Raw genomic sequence first — 21,305 nt, 5'->3', positions numbered from 1 at the left:
CCCATTCGGCTTTTCATCGCCAGCGATGCCCCGGCATCGCATTTGGAAAACCGGACGGCGTGTTGTTGTTATCGCCGTCCGGTCTATCAGATCGGATTATTCAGCGTCGCCGGCGTCGAGATCGGCACCGGTTTCCTGGTCAACGCGTTTCATCGACAATTTGATCTTGCCGCGATCATCAAAGCCAATGACCTTGACCTTGACCGCGTCGCCTTCCTTGACGATATCCGAAACCTGTTTGACGCGTTCCTGCGCCAGTTCGGAGATATGGACCAGACCGTCGCGCGCGCCAAAGAAATTGACGAATGCGCCAAAGTCGACAGCCTTAACAACCTTACCATCATAGATATGGTTCAATTCAGGTTCCGCAACGATCGATTTGATCCAATCGACTGCCTGTTTGCCTTTTGCACCGTCGGTATGTGCAACAGTGATCGAGCCATCGTCTTCGATATCGACCTTCGCACCGGTTTCTTCGCAGATTTCGCGAATGACCTTGCCGCCCGACCCGATAACGTCACGGATTTTGTCACGCGGGATCGAGAACTGGGTGATGGTCGGTGCATTGCCCGAAACTTCACCACGTGCTTCCGGAAGTGCTTTGGACATTTCGCCAAGGATGTGCAGACGGCCGTCACGGGCCTGGCCCAGTGCGATCTGCATGATATCCGGAGTCACCGAGGTGATCTTGATATCCATCTGCAGCGAGGTGATACCTTTTTCGGTACCGGCAACCTTGAAGTCCATATCGCCAAGGTGATCTTCATCACCCATAATGTCGGACAGAACGGCAAAATCATCGCCTTCCTTGATCAGACCCATGGCAATACCGGCAACCGGACGTGCCAGCGGAACACCGGCATCCATCATCGCAAGCGAGGTTGCGCATACGGTCGCCATCGAGGACGAACCATTCGATTCGGTTACTTCAGAAACGATACGAATGGTGTAAGGGAACGCGTCCTTGCCCGGCATCAGCGGGTGCAGGGCACGCCATGCCAGTTTACCATGACCGATTTCACGACGGCCCGGCGAACCCATACGACCAGCTTCACCAACCGAGTAGGGCGGGAAGTTATAGTGCAGCATGAAGTTTTCGCGATATTCGCCGTCAAGCGCGTCAACGATCTGTTCATCCTGACCGGTGCCAAGGGTGGCAACGGCAAGTGCCTGGGTTTCACCACGGGTGAAAATCGCGGAACCGTGTGCACGCGGCAGAACCGAAACTTCGCCAAGGATCGGGCGAACGTCAGCACCTGTACGGCCATCAATACGTTTGCCGGTTTTCAGGATCGCACCGCGAACGATGTCTTTTTCCAGATCCTTGATGATCGACGAAACCTTGCCTTTCAGGGCATCGGCAATTTCTTCTTCGGCCAGTTTTTCCGCAATCGCGGCTTTGGCGTCAGAAACAGCAGCTGAACGCTCCTGCTTGACGACATGGCTGTATGCTTTGGTCAGTCCGTCGGTGCCAAGGGCAGCGACTTTTTCGACCAGCGCATCATAGCCTTCCGGCAGTTCTGCAATGTCGCGCGGCTCTTTCGCGGCGTCTTCGGCCAGCGAAATGATCAGATCAAGAACCGACTGGAACTGCTCGTGACCGAATTTAACGGCGCCAAGCATGATTTCTTCCGAAAGCTCGCTGGCTTCGGATTCAACCATCATCACACCGTCACGGGTACCGGCAACAACCAGATCAAGGTCGCTTTCCTTAACCGACTCGGTTGCCGGGTTCAGGATATATTCGCCGTCTTTGTAACCAACGCGCGCAGCACCGATCGGGCCGAGGAACGGCAGACCGGAAATGGTCAGCGCCGCAGACGCACCGATCATCGCAACCACGTCCGGATCATTTTCCATGTCATGGGACAGAACGGTACAAACGATCTGGGTTTCGTTACGATAAAGCGGGTGGAACAGCGGACGGATCGGACGGTCGATCAGACGCGAAACCAGGGTTTCCTTTTCCGAAGGACGGCCTTCACGCTTGAAGAAACCACCCGGGATTTTACCGGCAGCAAATGCTTTTTCCTGATAGTTCACGGTCAGCGGGAAAAAGTCGATATCCGGGCGCGGTGATTTCGCGCCAACAGCGGTACAAAGCACAACGGTCTCGCCGTAGGTGACCATGACGGCACCATCGGCCTGGCGCGCGACCTTACCGGTTTCGAGAACCAGCTTGGCATTGCCCCACTGCATTTCCTTGCGGACGACATTAAACATTATTTTCTCTTCCTCTTACAAACCTTCAGCGGACCCGGATAGTCATACACGAGTTCCGAACACATTAATTATGAGGCTTTCATAAAAGCTGCATAATTAATGGGTCCGGACCAAGCAAAGAGGTCGGCCCATCCGACCCTGCTTCCCCGTGTTTCCCGATCCGCTCGGGACATTAAAAAAAACGACGGCGGAGGGGATCAACCACCTCCGCCGCAGTTCGATATCAGCGGCGAATACCGAGGCGTTCGATAACGGTCTCGTAACGCGACTGGTCTTTGCGCTGCAGGTACTTCAGCAGACGACGGCGCTGGCCAACCATCATAAGAAGACCACGACGGCTATGGAAGTCGTGGTTATGTTCTTTCATGTGTTCGGTCAGGTTCTTGATCCGCTCGGTCAGGATTGCAACCTGGACTTCGGGGGAACCGGTGTCACCGTCTTTCTGAGCGTATTCTTTGATCAGCTCAGCTTTGCGTTCAGCAGTAATCGACATCAGGCATCCTTTCGCCTTTAGAGATTAAAAACACGTACAGGCCGGATTTCGCCGCCACTTATCTCCGCCAACGCAACCGCGCGGTCATGGAGCATGGCGCAGACGATATCGTCCTGCACGACGGGGGTTTCGAGGGCACTGCGTTTTGCCACCGGCAACAACCCGACAGGTTGCCCACTCGATAGCCGCTGCGCCTCGACTTCGGTCAGGGCCAGCGCCGGGATGTCGTCCAGCGCGGTCTCGACCGGAAGCAATTTCTCCAACACCGCATCCGGATCCATTTCAAGCAACTCCGCAAGCGGAATGGAACTCGTTTCAGGAAACGGCCCCGCCGACGTGCGGCGAAGGGCGGATATATGGCCGACAGAACCCAGGCGCAGCGCAATATCGCGCGCCAAAGACCGCATATATGCCCCTTTGCCCGAAACAACTTCGAGAACGGCATGATCGCGATCCGGCATATCGACCAGTCGAAGATCCTTGATCAGAATCGGACGCGGTTTAAGCACCACGTCTTCATCGCGACGGGCAAGATCATAGGCACGCTTGCCATTAACCTTGATCGCCGAAAACTTTGGCGGCACCTGCTGGATTTCGCCAATAAACTCACCCAGCACGGCCTTTATTTCGTCTGCATCCGGACGATGATCCGAGGTGGCCGTAACCTCGCCCTCGGCATCGTCGGTGCTGCGTGCTTCGCCGAATTTAAGCGTCACACGATAACTTTTGCTGCCATCCATGACATAGGCAACCGTTTTTGTCGCCTCGCCAAATGCAATAGGCAGGACACCACTCGCCAATGGGTCAAGTGTCCCGCCGTGACCGGCCTTTGCCGCATCAAGCAGACGACGCACCTGATTGACCACCGTCGAAGAGGTGATTTCCAAGGGCTTGTCGACTGCCAGCCAGCCATTGATGCTTCTACCGCGACGCCGACGCGCCATCAGTCGTCCTCATTCTCATGGTCGTCCGACCGGTCCGCCGCAAGATCCTGTGCGACATGAGGGTCACGCAGGAGGGCACCGATATGGTCGGCGACATCGAAACTTTTGTCTTCCACAAAACGCAACGCCGGTACGTATTTCATATGAACCGTACGCGCCACATGGGTACGCAAATGGCCCTTCTGCCGCGTTAGCGCCTTAAGCGAGGTTTCCGCCTCGCCCCCGCCAAGCGGCGTAAAGGATACCATGGCATTGCGCATATCCGGGCTCAAACTGACGCCGGTAATGGTTACCGGGCGCCGGGTCAGGTCCGGGTCATAAATATCTCCGCGCTCAAGTGCCTGCGACAGGGCTTGGCGGATTTCCTCCGCCACGCGCAACTGTCGCTGACTTGGTGCTTTGGCCGGTTGCTTCGCCATATCGTCAATCCACCGCCTTAAAGTTCGACGGCGATTTCCTCCTGCTCGAAGCACTCGATCATATCGCCGACCTGCAGGTCATTATACTTGGCGAATGACATGCCACATTCATAGCCCTCGCGGACTTCTTTTACTTCATCCTTGAAGCGACGCAGTGTCGACAGCTCGCCCGAATGGATCACGACGTTGTCGCGAAGCAGGCGAACGCCCGCACCACGCTTGACGGTACCCTCGGTAACCATACAACCGGCAATCTTGTTGCCCGAGATGGTAAAGATGTCGCGGATTTCTGCGTACCCCAGGAACTTCTCGCGAACTTCCGGCGACAGCATGCCCGACAGCATCTTTTTGATGTCGTCTGCAACATCATAGATGATCGAATAATAACGAATGTCGACATTGTCGCGACGGGACTGTTCACGGGCCTGCTGATTGGCACGCACGTTAAAGCCGATGATCAGCGCATTCGACGCGCGCGCCAGCGTGACATCGGACTCGTTGATCCCGCCAACGCCGCTATGCAGGACGCGTACACTGACTTCCTCGTTACCCAGCTTCTGCAGGGTACCGATAAGCGCTTCGACAGAACCCTGCACGTCACCTTTGATAAGGATCGGCAGTTCCTTGACGTCGCCCGAGCTCGAGAACATGTTCTCAAGTGCCGATTTCTTCATCGCAGCAGCCTGCGTTTCGCGGATGCGACGCTGACGATAGTCGGAAATCTCACGCGCTTTGGCTTCGTTTTCGACAACAACGAAGTCATCACCGGCAGACGGCACGCCGTTCAGACCGGTTACTTCGACCGGCATGCCCGGAATGGCTTCTTCGATGCGAATACCATGATCGTTGACCAACGCACGAACGCGGCCCCACTCGGCACCCGTAACAAAGATATCACCGTTTTTAAGCGTACCGCGCTGAACCAGAACCGTGGCAACCGGGCCGCGACCTTTTTCCATGCGGGCTTCAACGACAACACCGTCAGCAACACGTGCTGGGTTGGCTTTAAGGTCAAGAACCTCGGCCTGAAGCAGAATGGCTTCTTCCAGCTCGGTCAGGCCGAGGCCCTGTTTGGCGGAAACTTCAAGACACTGAACTTCACCGCCCATTTCCTCGACGACGACTTCGTGCTGAAGCAGTTCGGCTTTAACCTTCGACGGGTTTGCACCCGGTTTGTCGATCTTGTTGATCGCAATGATCATCGGCACACCGGCTGCTTTCGCATGGCTGATGGCTTCGATCGTCTGCGGCATGACCGAGTCGTCAGCAGCAACAACCAGAACGACGATGTCGGTAACCTTGGCACCGCGCGAACGCATTTCCGTGAAGGCAGCGTGGCCCGGGGTATCGATGAAGGTAATCTTCGATCCTGTTTCCATCGTCACCTGATAGGCACCGATATGCTGGGTGATGCCGCCGGCTTCGCCACTGACAACGTCCGTTTTGCGCAGGGCATCGAGCAACGAGGTTTTACCATGGTCAACGTGACCCATGACGGTCACAACCGGCGGACGACCGATCAGCTGATCTTCGTTGTCAACGGCACTGACCAGCGCTTCTTCAACATCGGCATCCGAAACGCGTTTCATCTTGTGGCCGAATTCCTCGACAACCAGCTGTGCGGTATCGGGATCAAGGCTTTGGTTGATGGTTGCCATAACGCCAAGGCCCATCAGGCACTTGATGACGTCGGCAGCACGTTCAGCCATACGGTTGGCAAGTTCCTGAACGGTAATAACGTCCGGAACGATAACATCACGCACGATTTTCTCTTTCGGCTTCTGCTGGCCCTGCATACGGGCCTTTGCTTTTGCCTGCTGACGCTTGATCGAGGCCATCGAACGACGACGGCCACCTTCGTCACCGGTCATCGCATTATTGATCGAAAGCTTGCCACGACGGCGACCTTCGTCACCCTTCGTGCGCGCGGCACGGCCAAGAGCTTCCTCTTCGGCGCGTTTGCGTGCGGCTGCGGTACGGGCTTCTTCCTCGTCCAGTTCCTTGCGGCTTTTCGGCTTGACGGTGGACGGATCGGCACGACGGCGTTCTTCCGGAACCAGCGGTTCTGCCGGTTCGCCAGGAATGATTTCTTCCTGTTTCTTGGCAACAGCAGCAGGCTTCGGTTTGGATTTGCCTTTGGTCGTCGATGCTTCAAGGGCTTTCTCGACTTCTTCTACAGAAACCGGGGCATCCTTTTCTAGCACAGGGGTTTCTGCCGCAGCAGCTTTTGCTGCTTCGGCCTCTTCCTGTTTACGACGTTCGGCTTCTTCTGCCTTGCGCTTGCTTTCCTCAGCGGCACGTAGGGCTGCTTCGGCTTCTTCCTGCTTGCGGCGCTCTTCGGCTGCTTTCAGGGCAGCCATGCGTGCTGCACGCTCGCTATCGGTAAGATTGCCGTGGTCTTCAACCGGTTCCGGTTTGGCAACCGGTTCGGGTTTTGCTGCCGGCGCCGGTGCGGCAGGTTGCTGTTCAGCAACCGCATCCTTCTTCACTTCACGGAAGCGGCCGGATTCGTTCTTTTCGAAAGTCCGCTTCTTGCGCACTTCGACAGTCACAGATTTGGACCGTCCATGCGAGAAGCTTTGCCGTACCTGCCCAGCCTCGACCGTCTTGCTCAGTTCAAGTTTCGATCTGTTGAGGCTCAGCGGTTTCTTCTCCTGATCGCGATCACTCATAATCCGTCCAACTTCCTCATTTCCTGCGGGACCGGCATCCTTTGCCTGTCCTGTCCTGTCCGTTCTGCGCAAGCCTGCCTTCAGACCGCGCGAAATCCTTCTAGCCGCCTAAGCGAGCGACTTAACTGTTTTGCCAGTCCACCTGGCGCAACAGCCACATGTACTGCTTTTTCGCGGCCAAAGGCCGCGCCAATCTCGGCAGCATCCAGAACGGTATAAATCGGCAGATCCCGGGCTTTCGCCTCGATCTTGGATTTTCCGTCCGCAGCACCATCTCGGGCTGCCAATATCATTGCCGCGCCCTCGTCAATCTGGGCCCTGACTTTTTCGTAACCGGCAACCGCCTGACCGGCTCTGCGCGCAAGCGACAGCAGATCGAGACTTTTCTGAAGCAAAAGCTTCTCGATCCGGTCTGCCAGCGCAGGATCAATCACGACTTTTTGCCGCGCCGCCTTGGCAAAGGCATTTTTTGCACAGGCGGTATTTATCACATCCCGCGACGGGCACAACCATAATCCCCGTCCAGGCAACCGTTCCTCAAGGTCGGGAACAACCGAATCATCCGGTCCGATCACAACCCTAAGAAGGTCTTCCTTGGGCCGGACTTCGCCGGTGACGATACACCGGCGTTCCGGAACCTCGGCTACCTTGCCGCCTTTACGGTGCGACATGGCGTCCTCCGATCAGCCCTCAGGCGTCTTCGCCTTCTTCGGCATCTTCGGAAACTTCTTCTTCAAGTCCTTCGAACCAGCCAAGCTGACGACGCGCGTCCATGATCAGGTCATTGGCCTGATCCATGGTCATGTTGTCCGCATCACCGACATATTCGATCAGCTCGTCGCTTGCGAGATCCGCAAAGTCCTCAAGGGTTTTGACATCGTTCTCGCCTAGGCGAACAACAACGGCCAGCGACAGTCCGCCAAATTCGACGAGGTCATCGGCAACCTTAAGCTCTTCACGACGCTTCTGAAGACGTTCGGCTTCTTCGGCAAGGAAGTTACGAGCGCGCGTGCGCAGCTCTTCGGCGATTTCTTCTTCGAAACCTTCGATCTCTGCCAGTTCGGCCAACGGCACGTAACCGACTTCCTCGATCGAGGTAAAGCCTTCGGCGACCAGAAGATGGGCAATGACTTCATCAACATCAAGTGCCTTGATGAACATCTCCGCCCGTTTACGGGCTTCTTCCTGGCGACGTTCGCTTTCGTCTTCCTCGGTCAGGATATCGATATCCCATCCGGTCAGCTGGGACGCCAGACGCACATTCTGACCGCGACGGCCAATGGCCAGGCTCAGCTGATCGTCGGGGACGACAACCTCAATACGATTGGTTTCTTCATCAAGAACAACCTTGGTGACCTCGGCCGGAGCCAATGCGTTCACAACGAAGGTTGCCGGGTCTTCCGACCACTGGATGATGTCGATTTTTTCGCCCTGAAGTTCGCCAACAACAGCCTGCACGCGCGAACCACGCATACCGACACATGCCCCGACCGGGTCGATCGAGTTATCCGACGACTGAACGGAAATCTTGGCGCGCGAACCCGGATCACGGGCAACCGATTTGATTTCGATAATACCGTCGTAGATTTCCGGAACTTCCTGGGCAAACAGTTTTGCCATGAAAGTCGGATGGGTACGCGACAGGAAGATCTGCGGCCCACGCTGTTCGCGACGCACATCAAGGATCAGCGCACGAACGCGATCACCCTGACGGACAGTTTCACGCGGGATCAGTTCTTCGCGGCGCAGAATGGCTTCTGCACGGCCCATATCGACCAGAACATTACCAAACTCGACTCGTTTGACGACGCCGTTGATCACTTCACCGGCACGGTCTTTATATTCTTCGAACTGACGCTCACGTTCCGCATCACGGACCTTCTGCACGATAACCTGTTTTGCGGTCTGCGCAGCAATACGTCCGAAATCGATCGGCGGCAGCGGATCAATCAGGAATTCACCAAGCTGGATATTTTCGTTGCGAATACGCGCCTGTTCCAGCGACATCTGGGTGAAGTCGTTTTCGATATCATCCGTGACCTCGATGAAACGGGCCAGCTTGATTTCACCGGTTTTACGGTCGATATGGGCACGGATGTCATGCTCGTGGCCATATCTGGAACGGCCGGCCTTTTGGATGGCCTGTTCCATTGCGCCAAGAACTTCATCACGATCAATGCCCTTTTCACGGGCAACGGCATCTGCAACCTGCAAAAGTTCCGGCCGCGGCATTCCCGAAGTTGCTTCCATATCCAACCTCTATTCTGCGTTTTCGTCAGACCGGCCCTTGCCGGTGACATGCGCGATCAATTCATCCGTCAGCACCAATTTCGACTTTGCGATATCGGCCAACGGCAACAATTCACGTTCGCCATCGACAATCAGGGCGACCGCATCATCCTCAACTCCATCCAGCTTTCCGCTGAAACGGCGACGGCCATTCTGGGCCACCACCAGCTCGACCTTTGCCTCGAACCCGCGCCAGACATCAAAGTCCTTGGCACGGGTCAGCGGGCGGTCAATACCCGGTGAACTGACTTCAAGGTGATAAGCCCCGGAAATCGGGTCCTCGACATCCATCAGGGCAGAGACGGTACGGCTGATTTCGGCGCAATCTTCAACATTGATGCTGCCGTTGCCATCCGCACGATCTGCCATGATCTGCAAGACATTGCTGTCCTTGCCCATCATGGACACACGTACCAGTTCGAAACCCAGCGCATTGATCGACGGCTCGATAATCTCCGTGATCCGCATCATCAGCGGGTCTTTCAACTGTTGTCCGATCAGCTCAGCCATATAGCGATGCCATACCCCAAAAAGCACAAAAGAGCGGGCGAAGGGCCCACTCTTTGTCAGAATTTACAAAAAGCTTGGCGGCTTTATACAGCCGACTTTGCCAGAAATCAAGTCACGATCCTGTCTCTGCAAGCCTTTCAACCAAGGGATTTGCGCCTATGCGGCAAGCTTGCGATCTTCGATCAAAAGGGTTCGGAAAAAGTCAAAGGCAGCAATAGCACCATCAATCACTTCCTGTTCTTGTTTAGCGCTTAAAGCCAAGCCATTGACCTGATCAACAAATTCGCGCCAATGCTTGCCGCGACCGTCTTCGTGCCCAGCCAGGTGACGGGCACCAAACTCGGCATTCAGCCCGATATTTCCGGCTGCTTTCAGCAAAAATGCCGCCCCAAGCGACGAACCTTCACAAACATATAACCATCCCAGACGACCCATTCCGGTTTGGGGAACAGGAAATGGTTTGGTATTTTCAGGTAGGCTGCATTGCAGGTCTGCAAGATCTGCACAGACATGATTGAACCGACTGCGCATCGAAAGCCCGGGTATCAGGTCGTTCAGGTCACTGGCGTCATAAAGCGGTTTTACAGCGCGGTGAAACACATACTGCATCCCGACAAACCGGGCGTAGTTATCGCGGCTTTCAAACGGTGCCATTTCCATCACCATGTCATCGATGTGCTGATGGTCGCCGGTTGTTGCCTGTTTGAGGTTCTGAAGGCGGGTTTTTATCACACCGTCTGCTGTTATATCCAAAGTCATCCCGATTACCTTTCGTCCCTGTCCGCAAATGCCGCATGAATTCGCAGCCCTTCAAAGCAGAAACGATTCGGGGCGTTCGATATCCGAAACCGGTGAAAAATTATTCTTCGCGGAACGCGCGGGCAAACTGATCGGTAAGCGGTTTGGCAAGATAGCTAAGTGCGGTGCGATCCCCCGTTGCGATAAAGGTTTCAACCGGCATGCCGGGCATCAGACCTTGCCCATCAAGTTTTTCCATCTCGCCACCGGCAATTTTCACCCGGACATTATAGTAGGTTTCGCCTGTCAGTTCATCGCGTGACAGGTCCGCTGCCACAAAGGACACCGTCCCGGAAAGTTCCGGCGTTGTGCGCTGATTAAAGGCAGTAAAACGCAGCATCGCCTTTTGCCCTGGATGGACCTGGTCAATATCGCGCGGGTTGGTTCGGGCTTCGATCACCAGCTCATCCTGATCAGGCACAATCCCCATGATCCGGTCCCCGCCCGCAACCACGCCGCCAATCGTATGTACCGTCATCTGATAGACCGTCCCGTCATAGGGGGCACGGATGTCGACACGACGCAGTTGATCGCGCAACGCAACCTGCTTTTGCATCAATTCAGCCAATTGTTGATCAATGTCACCCAGTTCCGTCAGGACTTCGGTTTGGCGGTTCCGGTCAAGCTGCAGGATCGACATTTCTGTTTCCGAGATTTGCATGCCGGTCGCGGCAATCTGTGCCGTCAACTCCCCGTGTTTGCCCCTCAGACTGGCGCGTTCACGACGCAATGCCGCAACACGGGTAATCGGTACAAGCTGCTTTTTGTAAAGCATTTCAAGCCCGTCAAGTTCATCGCGAATATGGCGGCTTTCTTCTTCATTGGCAGCTTTCTGGGCCTCAAGCCCGATGATCGTCTCCGAAAGCTGCAACAGTTTTTGCTCAAGCTGGGCCTTTTCACCCTCCAGACTTTTACGCCTTGCTTCGAATAGTTTTGTCTCGGCCGCAACCAGCTCAACGATTGCCAGGTCCTGCATACGGGCCGCGAACAAATCGGGCACGGCAACGATTTTCGCTTCGTTCCGTTCAGCAACCAGACGCATTTTGCGCGCCCGCAAGGCATCGATCTGGCTATCGACAATGCCAAGGCTTGCGCGTGCCATCGTATCGTCCAGCCGGATCAGAAGATCACCGGCCTGCACCCGATCCCCGTCACGCACGTGGATTTCACCAATAATGCCTCCGTCAGGGTGCTGCACATCCTTGACATTGCTTTCGACCACCAGTTTGCCGGTGGCAACCACCGCCCCGGAAAGATTGGCCAACGCCATCCAGCTTCCCAGACCAGCAAACAATGCCAGCATCACGGATACGCCAAACAGGGTATGTCGACGCAAACTATGCATTGCGGGGCTGACGAATGGAGTTTTTGACGACGTGTGCGACTTTTTTCGGCTCATGCGCTTTCTCCGACCTGGCGCATGGTTTTGCGCAGAATGTCGTCACGCGCACCAAAGGCAATCTGGCGTCCATCCTGAATAACCATCGCCAGATTGACCGTTGCCAATGCGCCGGGGCGATGGGCAATCATGACAACAATCGCCCCGCGTTGCCGGGCCAGACGGACCGCTTCGATCAGGGCCTGTTCCCCGGCACTGTCCAGACTGGAATTGGGTTCATCAAGGACAATCAGGAACGGATCACCAAACAGGGCACGCGCCAGCCCGATCCGTTGGCGTTGCCCACCTGACAAAATAAGCCCGCCACTTCCGATCGGCGTGTCATACCCCTTGGGCAGAGACAGGACCATGTTATGCACCCCGGCCAATTGCGCGGCCTTAACGATTGCCGCAGAGTCCACATCGCTACGTAGCCTCGCAATATTGCGGGCAACAGTATCGTCAAACAGATCGACGTCCTGCGGCAAATAACCGACATGCGCCCCCAGCCGATCCGGCTCCCAGTGATCAAGCTCCGCCCCATCCAGGCGGATGGTGCCATTCTGGATCGCACCAATCCCGACCAGTGCGCGACCGAATGTAGATTTCCCCGATCCGCTTGGCCCAATAATGCCAAGCCCGTCGCCTGCTTTCAGGGACACGTCGTTGATGCGCAGCAATACGCGCCCTGGTGCGGCCAGCTTTCCTTCCACCCGCTTTGCAGGGGCCCGAACGATCAGATTGGAAACATGCAGGCTTTGTTGCGGGGCAGGCAGCTCGAGGCGTTCAGACGTTTTTTGTGTGTCGGCAAAGCAGCGTTCAAGACGTTGTCGCGATTGACGGGCACCAACAAATCCGCGCCAGTTGCCAATCGCCTGTTCGACCGGGGACAATGCCCGCGCTGTCAGGATTGAGGCGGCAACCATCACACCCGGTGTGACTTCCTGCAGGATCGCCAGATAGGCACCAAGTGCCAGAACGCCTGACTGCATCGCAAGGCGAATGACCTTGATATAGGCCGAGAAGGTCGAATTGACGTCACCGACACCGGTATTGTCGCGTAAATACCTGTCATTCAGACGTGCCCAATAGTCCGTGAAACTCGCCAGCATGCCCATCGCGCGAATGGCTTCGGCATTTCGACGCCCAGCTTCGACAAGATTTGCACGTGAAACGGCTTGGCGGTTCATCCGTTCAACCTGGCGACGGGTGGCAAGCTCGCTGATCAGCGTCAGAATCACAAGGAGGATACCACCAACAAAGGCCAAAAAACCAAGCCAGGGATGAAAAGCAAAAACAATCCCCAGAAACAGCGGCATCCAAGGCATATCACAAATCGCGATGGGCCCGGCTCCGCCCAGAAACTGGCGAATCTGATCAAGATCGTTGAGCGGTCTTACGGCTGCGTTATCATTTCGCAGCACCTGATCAAGAGTGGTTGCCAGCGCCAACGGACCAACTTGCTCATCCACCCGCCAGCCAATCCGCACCAGCATCCGCGCCCGAAGCGCATCGACAGTTCCCAGAAACATGTATAGCGCCAGCATCAGAACAACGAGCGCGACCAGCGTCGGCACACTGCGGCTCGCCAGAACCCGATCATAAACCTGCAGCATGAAAAGCGGCCCGGTCAGCATCAGGATATTTGACACGCCGCTTAACGCCGCGACCGACAGGAACGCTCCGTGCACGGATCGAATGGCGGCCGCCAACGGGGAGAATACGGACGATTTGGACAAATGTTGCGAATGGACCTGTTCGAACACGCTGTTTCCATTCCGGAAAAGAAAAAGATAGGATGGGGTGGGGTGGGCACCGCTGTTCCGCGGTGCCCTGCAATCAAAGACCTTGTGCCCGTTCCGCCGCCTGCGGAGCGGGCCGTCTTCGTTAAACGAAGTCGCTTGCGTCAAGGTCGTTGAAGTCAACACCAGTCAGGGTGATGGTGCCGGTGGCATGGGTAATGAGCGCATTGCCAGCACCATCATCTCCAATCGTGACCGAGTTGTAATCGATATCGAGAAGATCGGTGCCATCGGTGAAGTCGGTAACGGTGTCATCACCGAACGATGCCGAAGTATCGAACTCGAAAGTGTCTGCCCCGCCATTGCCAGTCAGGACGTCGTCACCTGCAAAACCGCCGATCACATCCGCGCCGGAACTGCCGTTGATTTCGACACCTTCGGAGGCAAAAACAGACTGCAATTCTGAACTGTCACCACCAAAAAGCGCGGTCAGGACCATACCAGTCTTGCTGCTGCTGAGGTCAAGGCCAGAAATATCGACCGACGAGTCGCTAAGATTGTAATCGCCGCTAGAATCCTGAACCAACGTTTCCCCGAATGAAAGCTGATCAAGATTTCCGACAATCTGATGGGTGCTGATGTCATAGGTGAAGTCATCTCCGCCACCGGTCGTTGCAAGGAAGCCATCGGTGTAGCTTGATGAACTGTCTTCATCGCTGAGATAGTATTGCGGACCGTCAAAGAGCCCACCATTCAGAAACTCGCCGTAGTTGAACAATCCCTTGGAAAAGTTGGCGTCGAAATCTTCCAACAGACCATGCAGATCAACACCATTTCCGGAACCATCTGCGTTCAGATCAATTGTAATAGTCATTTAGACATCTCCTGGTTTGTTTCCGCCCCAACCATTGGAGCAACATGATGAGGATGACTATTATTATCATCATGAGTCAACAAAATAATGTTTAAAATCAAATACTTAATTGAAAGAAAGACAAACCTATCCGGTCAGGTCGATGACCTGACCGGTGATTGGCATTTTTCCTTTTAAGCGGCCTAGAAGTTGCCGCTGAGACTGATGATCGCGGTACGTCCCGGTGCCGGGGCATACGTTCCCCCGCTTCCTTGAACATATCCCTCATCGAACAGGTTATTGACGGCGAACCGCAGTTTCACGGCATCGTTGATGTCATAGGAACTGTAAAAGTCGAATACGCGGTACTTGTAATATTCGCCACCAACGGTCGAGAGACTTACCGACCCGACCTGGGAACCATAGTTTTCTTCCGGATAAACGAATGTCGCCCGCATTCCCAAGACAAGATCCTGATCGAAAAGACGGAACCCGCCGTCAAGCGTGTATTTGCGTTTGGGCGGCGCATAAATGCCAAACAATCCGCCAACTGTACCGTAAGTAGCTGCGTTCTGCGCTGCAGTAGAATAGGTGGTATCAAGAATGAACTGGTTATAATTCCCGATCAGATCAATGTCCGATGTCGTCAATGTACCGCCAAAATAGTACTCACCAGCATCATAGAAGGCCTCGAGCTCCGTACCGGTCATATAGACAGGGTCACTAAGGTTGACCATGCCCGCCCCAACCGATGGCCAGTTCACTGACGGCAGTGACGGCAAAGGCACAAAACCAACAGTCGTATAATTGTCGATTGTTGAACGGTAGTAGGACAGTTTGGCTCTGAATCCGTCGCCCTGCTTTATGACGTTGTCGAACATGAAGTTGACACCAACTTCTTTGGTTTCAACTTCCTCAGCCTTGAGATTGGCGTTCGAAAAATAGGTAACCGGCTGATCACCGATATGCATCCCCTTGAACATGGCTTCCATAACTGTCGGCGCCCGCAGGTTTTCGCGGTAATTGGCAAAGAGTTGCAGACCGGGGAATGGCGTCACGCTTGCACCAAAAGATGGCGAAACCCGGTCCTCCGACAAATCAACGTCCAAAGGTACGTCATTGCCGCTCCCGCACTGCTGTGATGTAAAACCGCCGGGTAACGCTTCACACCAATACGAGTCACCTGTCAATTCGTAACGGTCGTAGCGAAAACCACCATTGATTTGAAACACGTCGTTCCAGCCATATGTCGCCGTTACATGCCCACCATAGACATCACGCTCCCCGGATGGGGTTGTTCCTTCTGCCTGATAGGCAGAACCTGATCCTCCAAGGTCCTCGACCTCCGAGGTTGTCTTTGCCCGGTCGTGAAAGAACTCGGTACCATAGTCAAAGCTAACCTTGCTCAGGCCATCACCCACTGAATATAGCTCGAACTTGCTACTGTTGGCCAAATCAATCCCTGTCGTATCAAGCGTATAGTCCGTGTCGTAGGGGTTCTGGCTAACTGATCCACTGGTGTTAAATCTGGTTGGCCTGTATTGGTGACTTTCTGTTCGGGTCCAATAAACGTGCGTATCCAGATCGACCAAATCAGTCGACGGATTCCAGTTGTGCTTGGCGGTCAGGGTATGGGTTTTGGTTTCGTTCAGATCCGGTCTTGTATTCGTGACGTCGTTGGTTTTGGTGTAATTGCTTTTTGAGCCAACATACCCAAGATTCAGTTCCTGATCATCTGTAAGATGGACATTCGCTTTCACCAAACCGGATGTCTGGCGAAGGAAAGTGTATTCAGGTCTGGAACTGTGTACATCGTGATAATTGCCGTTTCCGTCAGTAAACAGGGCTGGATTGCGTTTCCCCGGACTATAGTCACCAATGACCTTCCGGCTTACCGCGGCTGAGATGTCAAACCTTGGCGCAAGCCTAACACCTCCAGCAGCATCGCCCGCAAATTCGTAATCATTCGTGCCGTGGCTGACATTTACCTTGCCGCCCCATTTTTCGCCATCATCAAGAATGTCTTGTGTATTGAGGGTACGCATTGTGACGATACCTGCAGAAGATCCGGCACCACCATTCTGGTTGAGATTGGATTTCTCGATCTCCACTTCTGCCAACAAAGCAGGGTCCAGATACACACGAGAAGATGTGCCATGTGTCATCTGATTATAGTTCTGACGCGCGCCGTCGATATTGACGTTCACGCGCCCCATTTCCTGCTGACCGCGAACGTTGACTGTCAAACCGGGGTCACGCGCGTCATTGGAAATATCCACACCGGCAACATTGTTGAAAATCTCGCGCGCTTCGCGTACGGGCGACTTTCGCATACTTTCCTGGGTAATTACCGCTACCGAGCCCGGCGTTTCATACACTTTGTCCGGTACCCCATTAGGACCAAGCGCCCGTTCAGTCGCCGTTACGGTGACCGGAACAGTTATGATTGAGGCGTTACCGGCATCTTCCCGTACAGGATCAATGATGGAAATGGTTGTCGGATGGACGGCGTTCCAGATCAAACCGCTTTGCGACAACATGCGATCAAGGGCTGCGCCAGCCGTCATATTCCCCTGTACGGCAACGCTTTGTGTACCGTCGGGCAATGTCCCGTCCACGGCAACATCAATCCCCGATACACGCGAAAAATCGACCAATGCCATGGCAAGCGGTTGTGCGGATATGTCAAATGAGAGCATATCATTTGACAAGGTCACGCCCTCTTCAGCGACCTGCGCAATTTCAGCCTTGTTAGCCTGTTGCAATATTTCTGCGCCCCGGGTTTGAGCCTCCACGGCAAGCGGCATCAAAGCAATCATGCCACTGCCAACGGCTGTCAGGGCAATTGTGCGAACACCCCCAATAGGTGTACTGGATTTACGAATTATTTTGTTGGTGTCGACAATGCGACCCACCCCGTTCGAGAGCATTCTTTTTGTCTCCTGAGTCACGAATGCATACATATGAGATTGCGTCTCATTCTTTATTTCGTTACTCAGTTAGACGAGGCTGAAATTCAGATATCTGATATTCATTGCATTTTTTTGATAATAATTTTTATTATCAAAATATTCTGACCGAACCGAAGGATCATATCGATTGGTGATTTTGGAATTTGAGAGGGTCAGGCGGCGCGAATGACCGTCAGGTAATCTGTAAACCGATGCACATTGATCGACAGAACACGAGCCAGAACCGGCAGAACATCCTTTGACCGTTCAAGGTCGACCACAAGGGTTACCGGGCGGGATTTGAGTTCTTCGCCGATGATCATGATCTTGCCGTTCTGCCAGCGCTGCAAAACGCGGACGACTTCGCCGAGCGGCCTCCCCATAAAGACGAGCTGACCGTTCCGCCAGGCCAGCTCTGCCGAAAGATCAACCTCGTAAGGCCGCCCGATTTGCACATCTCGATAGCGCACGGCATTTCCCGCAGCCACTTGGGTTTGCGCGCCGCCAACACGAACAATCAACGGATTTTGTTCGGCGATTACCGTGACACCCCCATCATAAGCAGCCACGTCGAGCCTTCCGCCCCACGACCAGCTTGCGCCATGGGCAGCAGCAACAAAAAAGGCGTTGCCTGTTGCCGAATGATTGAACCATGCTTCGCCGCTATGGAGTTCGACACCGTTTATCCCGTCACGCGAGACGTAGGACATAACGGTATCGCTCGCCAGTTCGGCCTCGACACCGCCGGGAAGGGAAAAACTATGCCGTTCGCCGGTTACAGTCCGGATATCGGCAAAAGGGTGACGCGGGGAGAATGCCCAACCCGCACTGATGACAAGCGCTGCCGCCGTTCCCGTCATAAAGGCACGTCGACCGACCTTATTGCCTGTTGAAAGATTAAGGCTAGTACTGCCACTCCAAAGCCTTTCTATCTCGCCAAAGGCCTCAAGATGCGCCGCATCAGCCTCGACCCAGCGGGCGAATGCCCGACGGTCTTCTTCGGTTTCACTGCCATCAAGCAATAGTGCAAACCAATAGATCGCCTGCTCCGACACCGTATCGGGCAGATTTGCGAGGTGATTTTCACCTGTCATAGCCATGAATGCCGGGTTCCGTGCGTCATTGATCAGATGGTCTTTGGGCGTATCACACAAACACCCCAACTATTGGGACGAACCTGAAGCGCATATTTCTGATCCAACATTCAATTTTTTTCCGATTTATCCATTGCCTCTTTGACAAGTTTCAGGGCACGGACCATGCGGCTAAACGCGGTTTGTGTTGGAATGCCAAGTTGTTCGCCGATTTCGACGTATGTTTTGCCTTCAAGCCGGGCAAGAATGAAAACAGTCCGAAGGTTTTTTGGCAAAGCATTCAGTGAAGCCTGTAGATGGCGCAGTTCCTGACGAGACCATGCGATCTGTTCGGGGGACGGAGCGTCATCGGCAACGAATTCAAATGCTTTATCGGGTTCCTGAACGAAGGTCAGTATTCGTTCCCGCCGGAAATGATCGATCACCAGATTTTGGGCCGTCCTAAAAAGATAGGACTGGGCAAATTGCGGATCGGGTAGCGATGGTGTGGCCACAACCCGAAGGAAGGTGTCCTGCACGATGTCGTCGGCCATGTGCCACGACAACTTCCGCCGCTGCACAAAATGCAGCAACCGGGAGCGATAGGTTCGGAACAGTATGTTGACATCCCAGTGTGTCACGGTTCGGACCTTTGGAATTATGTGCAAAAATTGTTGTTACCGGCATTTGGCACAAGCGATTTTGCGACAATGTCATATCAGTGGAACAACATGAATATCGCACATGACAATCATTCTCAATTAAAATTTCAACTTATTGAAATTGTGCCGTTATGTCATTCACGCAAAAGAAAACCCGCACACAGCGAAAAGCCTTTGGTGCGGGTCAGATAACAATACAAAACCGTGCAGATCAGGAACGCTTTTTACGACGGAACCGCAAATAGTTGCACTTTTTGCCCTGACGGAGTGCTTTTTGTTCATAACGGGTTTTGACCCAATCAACGGGCGGATTGCGCCAGTCTTCGGGGCTTTCAGCGAGCCATTCGAAATCCGGATGATTGTGCATATGTTGCAGTGTCCAGGAAATATACTGCATATCGTCGCTGGCCACCCGGAACTCGGCCCCATCTTTGAGAAGTCGCGCCAGCAATGCAAGGTTTTTGGGGCCAATGAATCGACGTTCGGCATGACGCTTTTTCGGCCACGGATCCGGGAACAGCAGGAATGCGCGATCAAAGCAGGCATCAACCAGCTTATAAAGCAGTGGTCGGGAATCGTCCGCAATGACCCGAACATTGGTCAGTCCGCGCTCATCGATATGGCGTAACAGGCTGCCAACCCCGTCCATAAACGGTTCAGCCCCGATAATCCCCGTCTGCGGGTTGGCCTGAGCCTGGCCCGCCAGATGTTCCCCCCCGCCAAAGCCGATCTCGAGCCAAAGCTGTTCCGGTTTCTCCGCGAAATAGCTATTCGGATCGACATCAGCCTGATCGGGATAGGTAATCCCGATTTTCGGCAACAGTTCGTCGACCAGCGCCCGGCGCGAATCCTTAAGAGGACGGCTGCCACGACGGCCATAAAAATTTGGACGATCCGGAGTTGGTAGCGGGCGGTTGCTGTTGCGCATTGTCTTATCTGTCAGGACGGGTTCGAAAAGGGGTTCAAAATCAAACGGGCGGCCCCGGAACTGTATCGGGGCCGCCCGCCTCATATCATGCCACACGATTTTGGCAAATCGCGCGTTGGCTTTTCAGCCAATCAGGCACCGAATGCCGACTTAAGATCACCCACCAGATCGGTACGTTCCCAAGAGAAGTGACCATCTTCCTGCGGCTGACGACCAAAATGACCGTACGCAGAAGTCGGGGTGTAAATCGGACGACACAGCGAAAGATGTTCGCGAATGCCACGTGGGCTGAGATCCATCAACTGACGCAGCACACTGCCCAGCTTGATTTCATCCACATTACCGGTGCCATGGTTATTCACATAAAGAGCCAGCGGCTTGGAAATACCGATCGCATAAGCAACCTGAATGGTGCAACGTTCAGCAAGACCAGCGGCAACAACGTTTTTCGCAAGATAACGCGCAGCATAAGCAGCCGAGCGGTCAACCTTGGTCGGATCTTTGCCCGAGAACGCACCACCGCCATGCGGTGCAGCGCCACCATAGGTATCAACGATGATTTTACGACCGGTCAGACCGGCGTCGCCATCAGGGCCACCAATAACAAAACGACCCGTCGGGTTGATGTAAATCTCGTCTTCGGCTGGCATCCAGCCTTCCGGCAGAATGTTCTGGATATAGGGCATGACAAGCGAGCGCACATCGGCCTGATTAAGGTCATCTGCGTGCTGGGTCGAAACAACAACCGACGTCGCCCCAACTGGCTTGCCATCTACATAGCGCAAGGTAACCTGGCTTTTTGCATCTGGACCGAACTCGGCTGATTTTCCAGAATGGCGGTCTTCGGCCATTTTGCGCAGGATACGATGCGAGAACTGGATCGGAGCTGGCATCAGCTCGTCCGTCTCGTTGCAGGCATAACCGAACATAATGCCCTGATCACCCGCACCGAGGTCTTTTTCACCAGCGGAGTCGACACCTTGGGCAATATCAGCAGACTGCTCGTGGACGTGGCACTCGATTTCGGCCGTTTTCCAGTGGAAGCCTTCCTGCTCATAACCGATGGCACGGATAGCTTCACGTGCCTTTTCGATCATGACTTCCTTGGAAACGCTCTCAGGACCGCGAACTTCGCCAGCCAGAACCACACGATTGGTGGTTGCCAGAGTCTCAACGGCAACGCGAGAATCTTCATCGGCGGCCAGAAACGCATCAACGATGGAATCGGAAATGCGGTCACAGACCTTGTCCGGGTGACCCTCGGAAACCGACTCACTGGTAAAAAGATATTCGGAAAGAGACATTCAAACCTTCTCCGGTAAAAAAGGAGTTCCACAACTGGACCGGAGGGCATCGGTACAAGTTTGCAC

17 protein-coding genes are annotated in these 21,305 nt (G+C 54.4%); all 17 read right to left on the bottom strand.

Annotated features, from left to right (window positions below; translation table 11 throughout):
- Positions 1-96: 96 nt before the first annotated feature.
- The 17 genes from pnp to metK all read right to left on the bottom strand — a co-directional run bounded on the left by pnp (position 97) and on the right by metK (position 21,239).
- A complete protein-coding gene (pnp, locus tag TH3_RS20800; RefSeq protein WP_007088413.1) occupies positions 97-2,223 on the bottom strand; it encodes a polyribonucleotide nucleotidyltransferase in 2,127 nt (708 codons plus the stop codon).
- 223 nt (positions 2,224-2,446) lie between these two features.
- On the bottom strand, positions 2,447-2,716 hold the full coding sequence (gene rpsO, locus TH3_RS20795) for a 30S ribosomal protein S15 (RefSeq protein ID WP_007088414.1): 270 nt from the start codon (positions 2,714-2,716) through the stop codon (positions 2,447-2,449).
- A gap of 17 nt (positions 2,717-2,733) precedes the next feature.
- Complete coding sequence (gene truB / locus TH3_RS20790; protein ID WP_007088415.1) at positions 2,734-3,660, bottom strand: tRNA pseudouridine(55) synthase TruB; 927 nt, start codon at positions 3,658-3,660, stop codon at positions 2,734-2,736.
- Positions 3,660-4,079, bottom strand: a complete 420-nt coding sequence (gene rbfA / locus TH3_RS20785; protein WP_007088416.1) for a 30S ribosome-binding factor RbfA — start codon at positions 4,077-4,079, stop codon at positions 3,660-3,662. The genes truB and rbfA overlap by 1 nt, the downstream gene beginning before the upstream one ends.
- Positions 4,080-4,096: 17 nt before the next feature.
- Positions 4,097-6,751 (bottom strand): translation initiation factor IF-2, encoded by a 2,655-nt coding sequence (gene infB, locus TH3_RS20780; RefSeq protein ID WP_007088417.1) that lies wholly within the window; start codon positions 6,749-6,751, stop codon positions 4,097-4,099.
- 80 nt (positions 6,752-6,831) lie between these two features.
- Positions 6,832-7,422 carry an RNA-binding protein gene (locus TH3_RS20775; RefSeq protein WP_007088418.1) on the bottom strand — a complete coding sequence of 197 codons (591 nt, stop codon included), beginning with the start codon at positions 7,420-7,422 and terminating at the stop codon, positions 6,832-6,834.
- A 19-nt stretch (positions 7,423-7,441) separates the two neighbouring features.
- Positions 7,442-9,001, bottom strand: coding sequence for a transcription termination factor NusA (nusA, locus tag TH3_RS20770; protein WP_037989105.1), 1,560 nt, complete (start codon positions 8,999-9,001; stop codon positions 7,442-7,444).
- A gap of 9 nt (positions 9,002-9,010) precedes the next feature.
- Entirely contained in the window at positions 9,011-9,550 is a 540-nt protein-coding gene (gene rimP / locus TH3_RS20765; protein WP_007088420.1) for a ribosome maturation factor RimP, read from the bottom strand.
- A 156-nt stretch (positions 9,551-9,706) separates the two neighbouring features.
- A complete protein-coding gene (locus tag TH3_RS20760) occupies positions 9,707-10,309 on the bottom strand; it encodes a biliverdin-producing heme oxygenase (RefSeq protein WP_007088421.1) in 603 nt (200 codons plus the stop codon).
- Positions 10,310-10,409: 100 nt separating this feature from the next.
- A complete protein-coding gene (locus TH3_RS20755) occupies positions 10,410-11,747 on the bottom strand; it encodes an HlyD family type I secretion periplasmic adaptor subunit (RefSeq protein ID WP_007088422.1) in 1,338 nt (445 codons plus the stop codon).
- A complete protein-coding gene (locus tag TH3_RS20750; RefSeq protein WP_007088423.1) occupies positions 11,744-13,492 on the bottom strand; it encodes a type I secretion system permease/ATPase in 1,749 nt (582 codons plus the stop codon). Before TH3_RS20750 ends, TH3_RS20755 begins: the two co-directional genes overlap by 4 nt.
- A 121-nt stretch (positions 13,493-13,613) precedes the next feature.
- On the bottom strand, positions 13,614-14,342 hold the full coding sequence (locus tag TH3_RS23495; RefSeq protein WP_007088424.1) for a heme acquisition protein HasA: 729 nt from the start codon (positions 14,340-14,342) through the stop codon (positions 13,614-13,616).
- Positions 14,343-14,524: 182 nt separating this feature from the next.
- Positions 14,525-17,251, bottom strand: coding sequence for a TonB-dependent receptor (locus tag TH3_RS20740; RefSeq protein WP_007088425.1), 2,727 nt, complete (start codon positions 17,249-17,251; stop codon positions 14,525-14,527).
- Positions 17,252-17,445: 194 nt separating this feature from the next.
- Positions 17,446-18,372, bottom strand: coding sequence for a FecR family protein (locus tag TH3_RS20735; protein WP_007088426.1), 927 nt, complete (start codon positions 18,370-18,372; stop codon positions 17,446-17,448).
- Between the two features lie 104 nt (positions 18,373-18,476).
- Positions 18,477-18,986 carry an RNA polymerase sigma factor gene (locus tag TH3_RS20730; RefSeq protein ID WP_076519476.1) on the bottom strand — a complete coding sequence of 170 codons (510 nt, stop codon included), beginning with the start codon at positions 18,984-18,986 and terminating at the stop codon, positions 18,477-18,479.
- Positions 18,987-19,218: 232 nt separating this feature from the next.
- On the bottom strand, positions 19,219-19,935 hold the full coding sequence (trmB, locus tag TH3_RS20725) for a tRNA (guanosine(46)-N7)-methyltransferase TrmB (RefSeq protein WP_040061358.1): 717 nt from the start codon (positions 19,933-19,935) through the stop codon (positions 19,219-19,221).
- 131 nt (positions 19,936-20,066) lie between these two features.
- Positions 20,067-21,239, bottom strand: coding sequence for a methionine adenosyltransferase (gene metK / locus TH3_RS20720; RefSeq protein ID WP_007088429.1), 1,173 nt, complete (start codon positions 21,237-21,239; stop codon positions 20,067-20,069).
- Positions 21,240-21,305 lie beyond the last annotated feature (66 nt).

This window comes from Thalassospira xiamenensis M-5 = DSM 17429, from assembly GCF_000300235.2.
Taxonomy (GTDB): Bacteria; Pseudomonadota; Alphaproteobacteria; order Rhodospirillales; family Thalassospiraceae; genus Thalassospira; species Thalassospira xiamenensis.
This window is presented reverse-complemented; position numbering and strand designations above follow the sequence as displayed.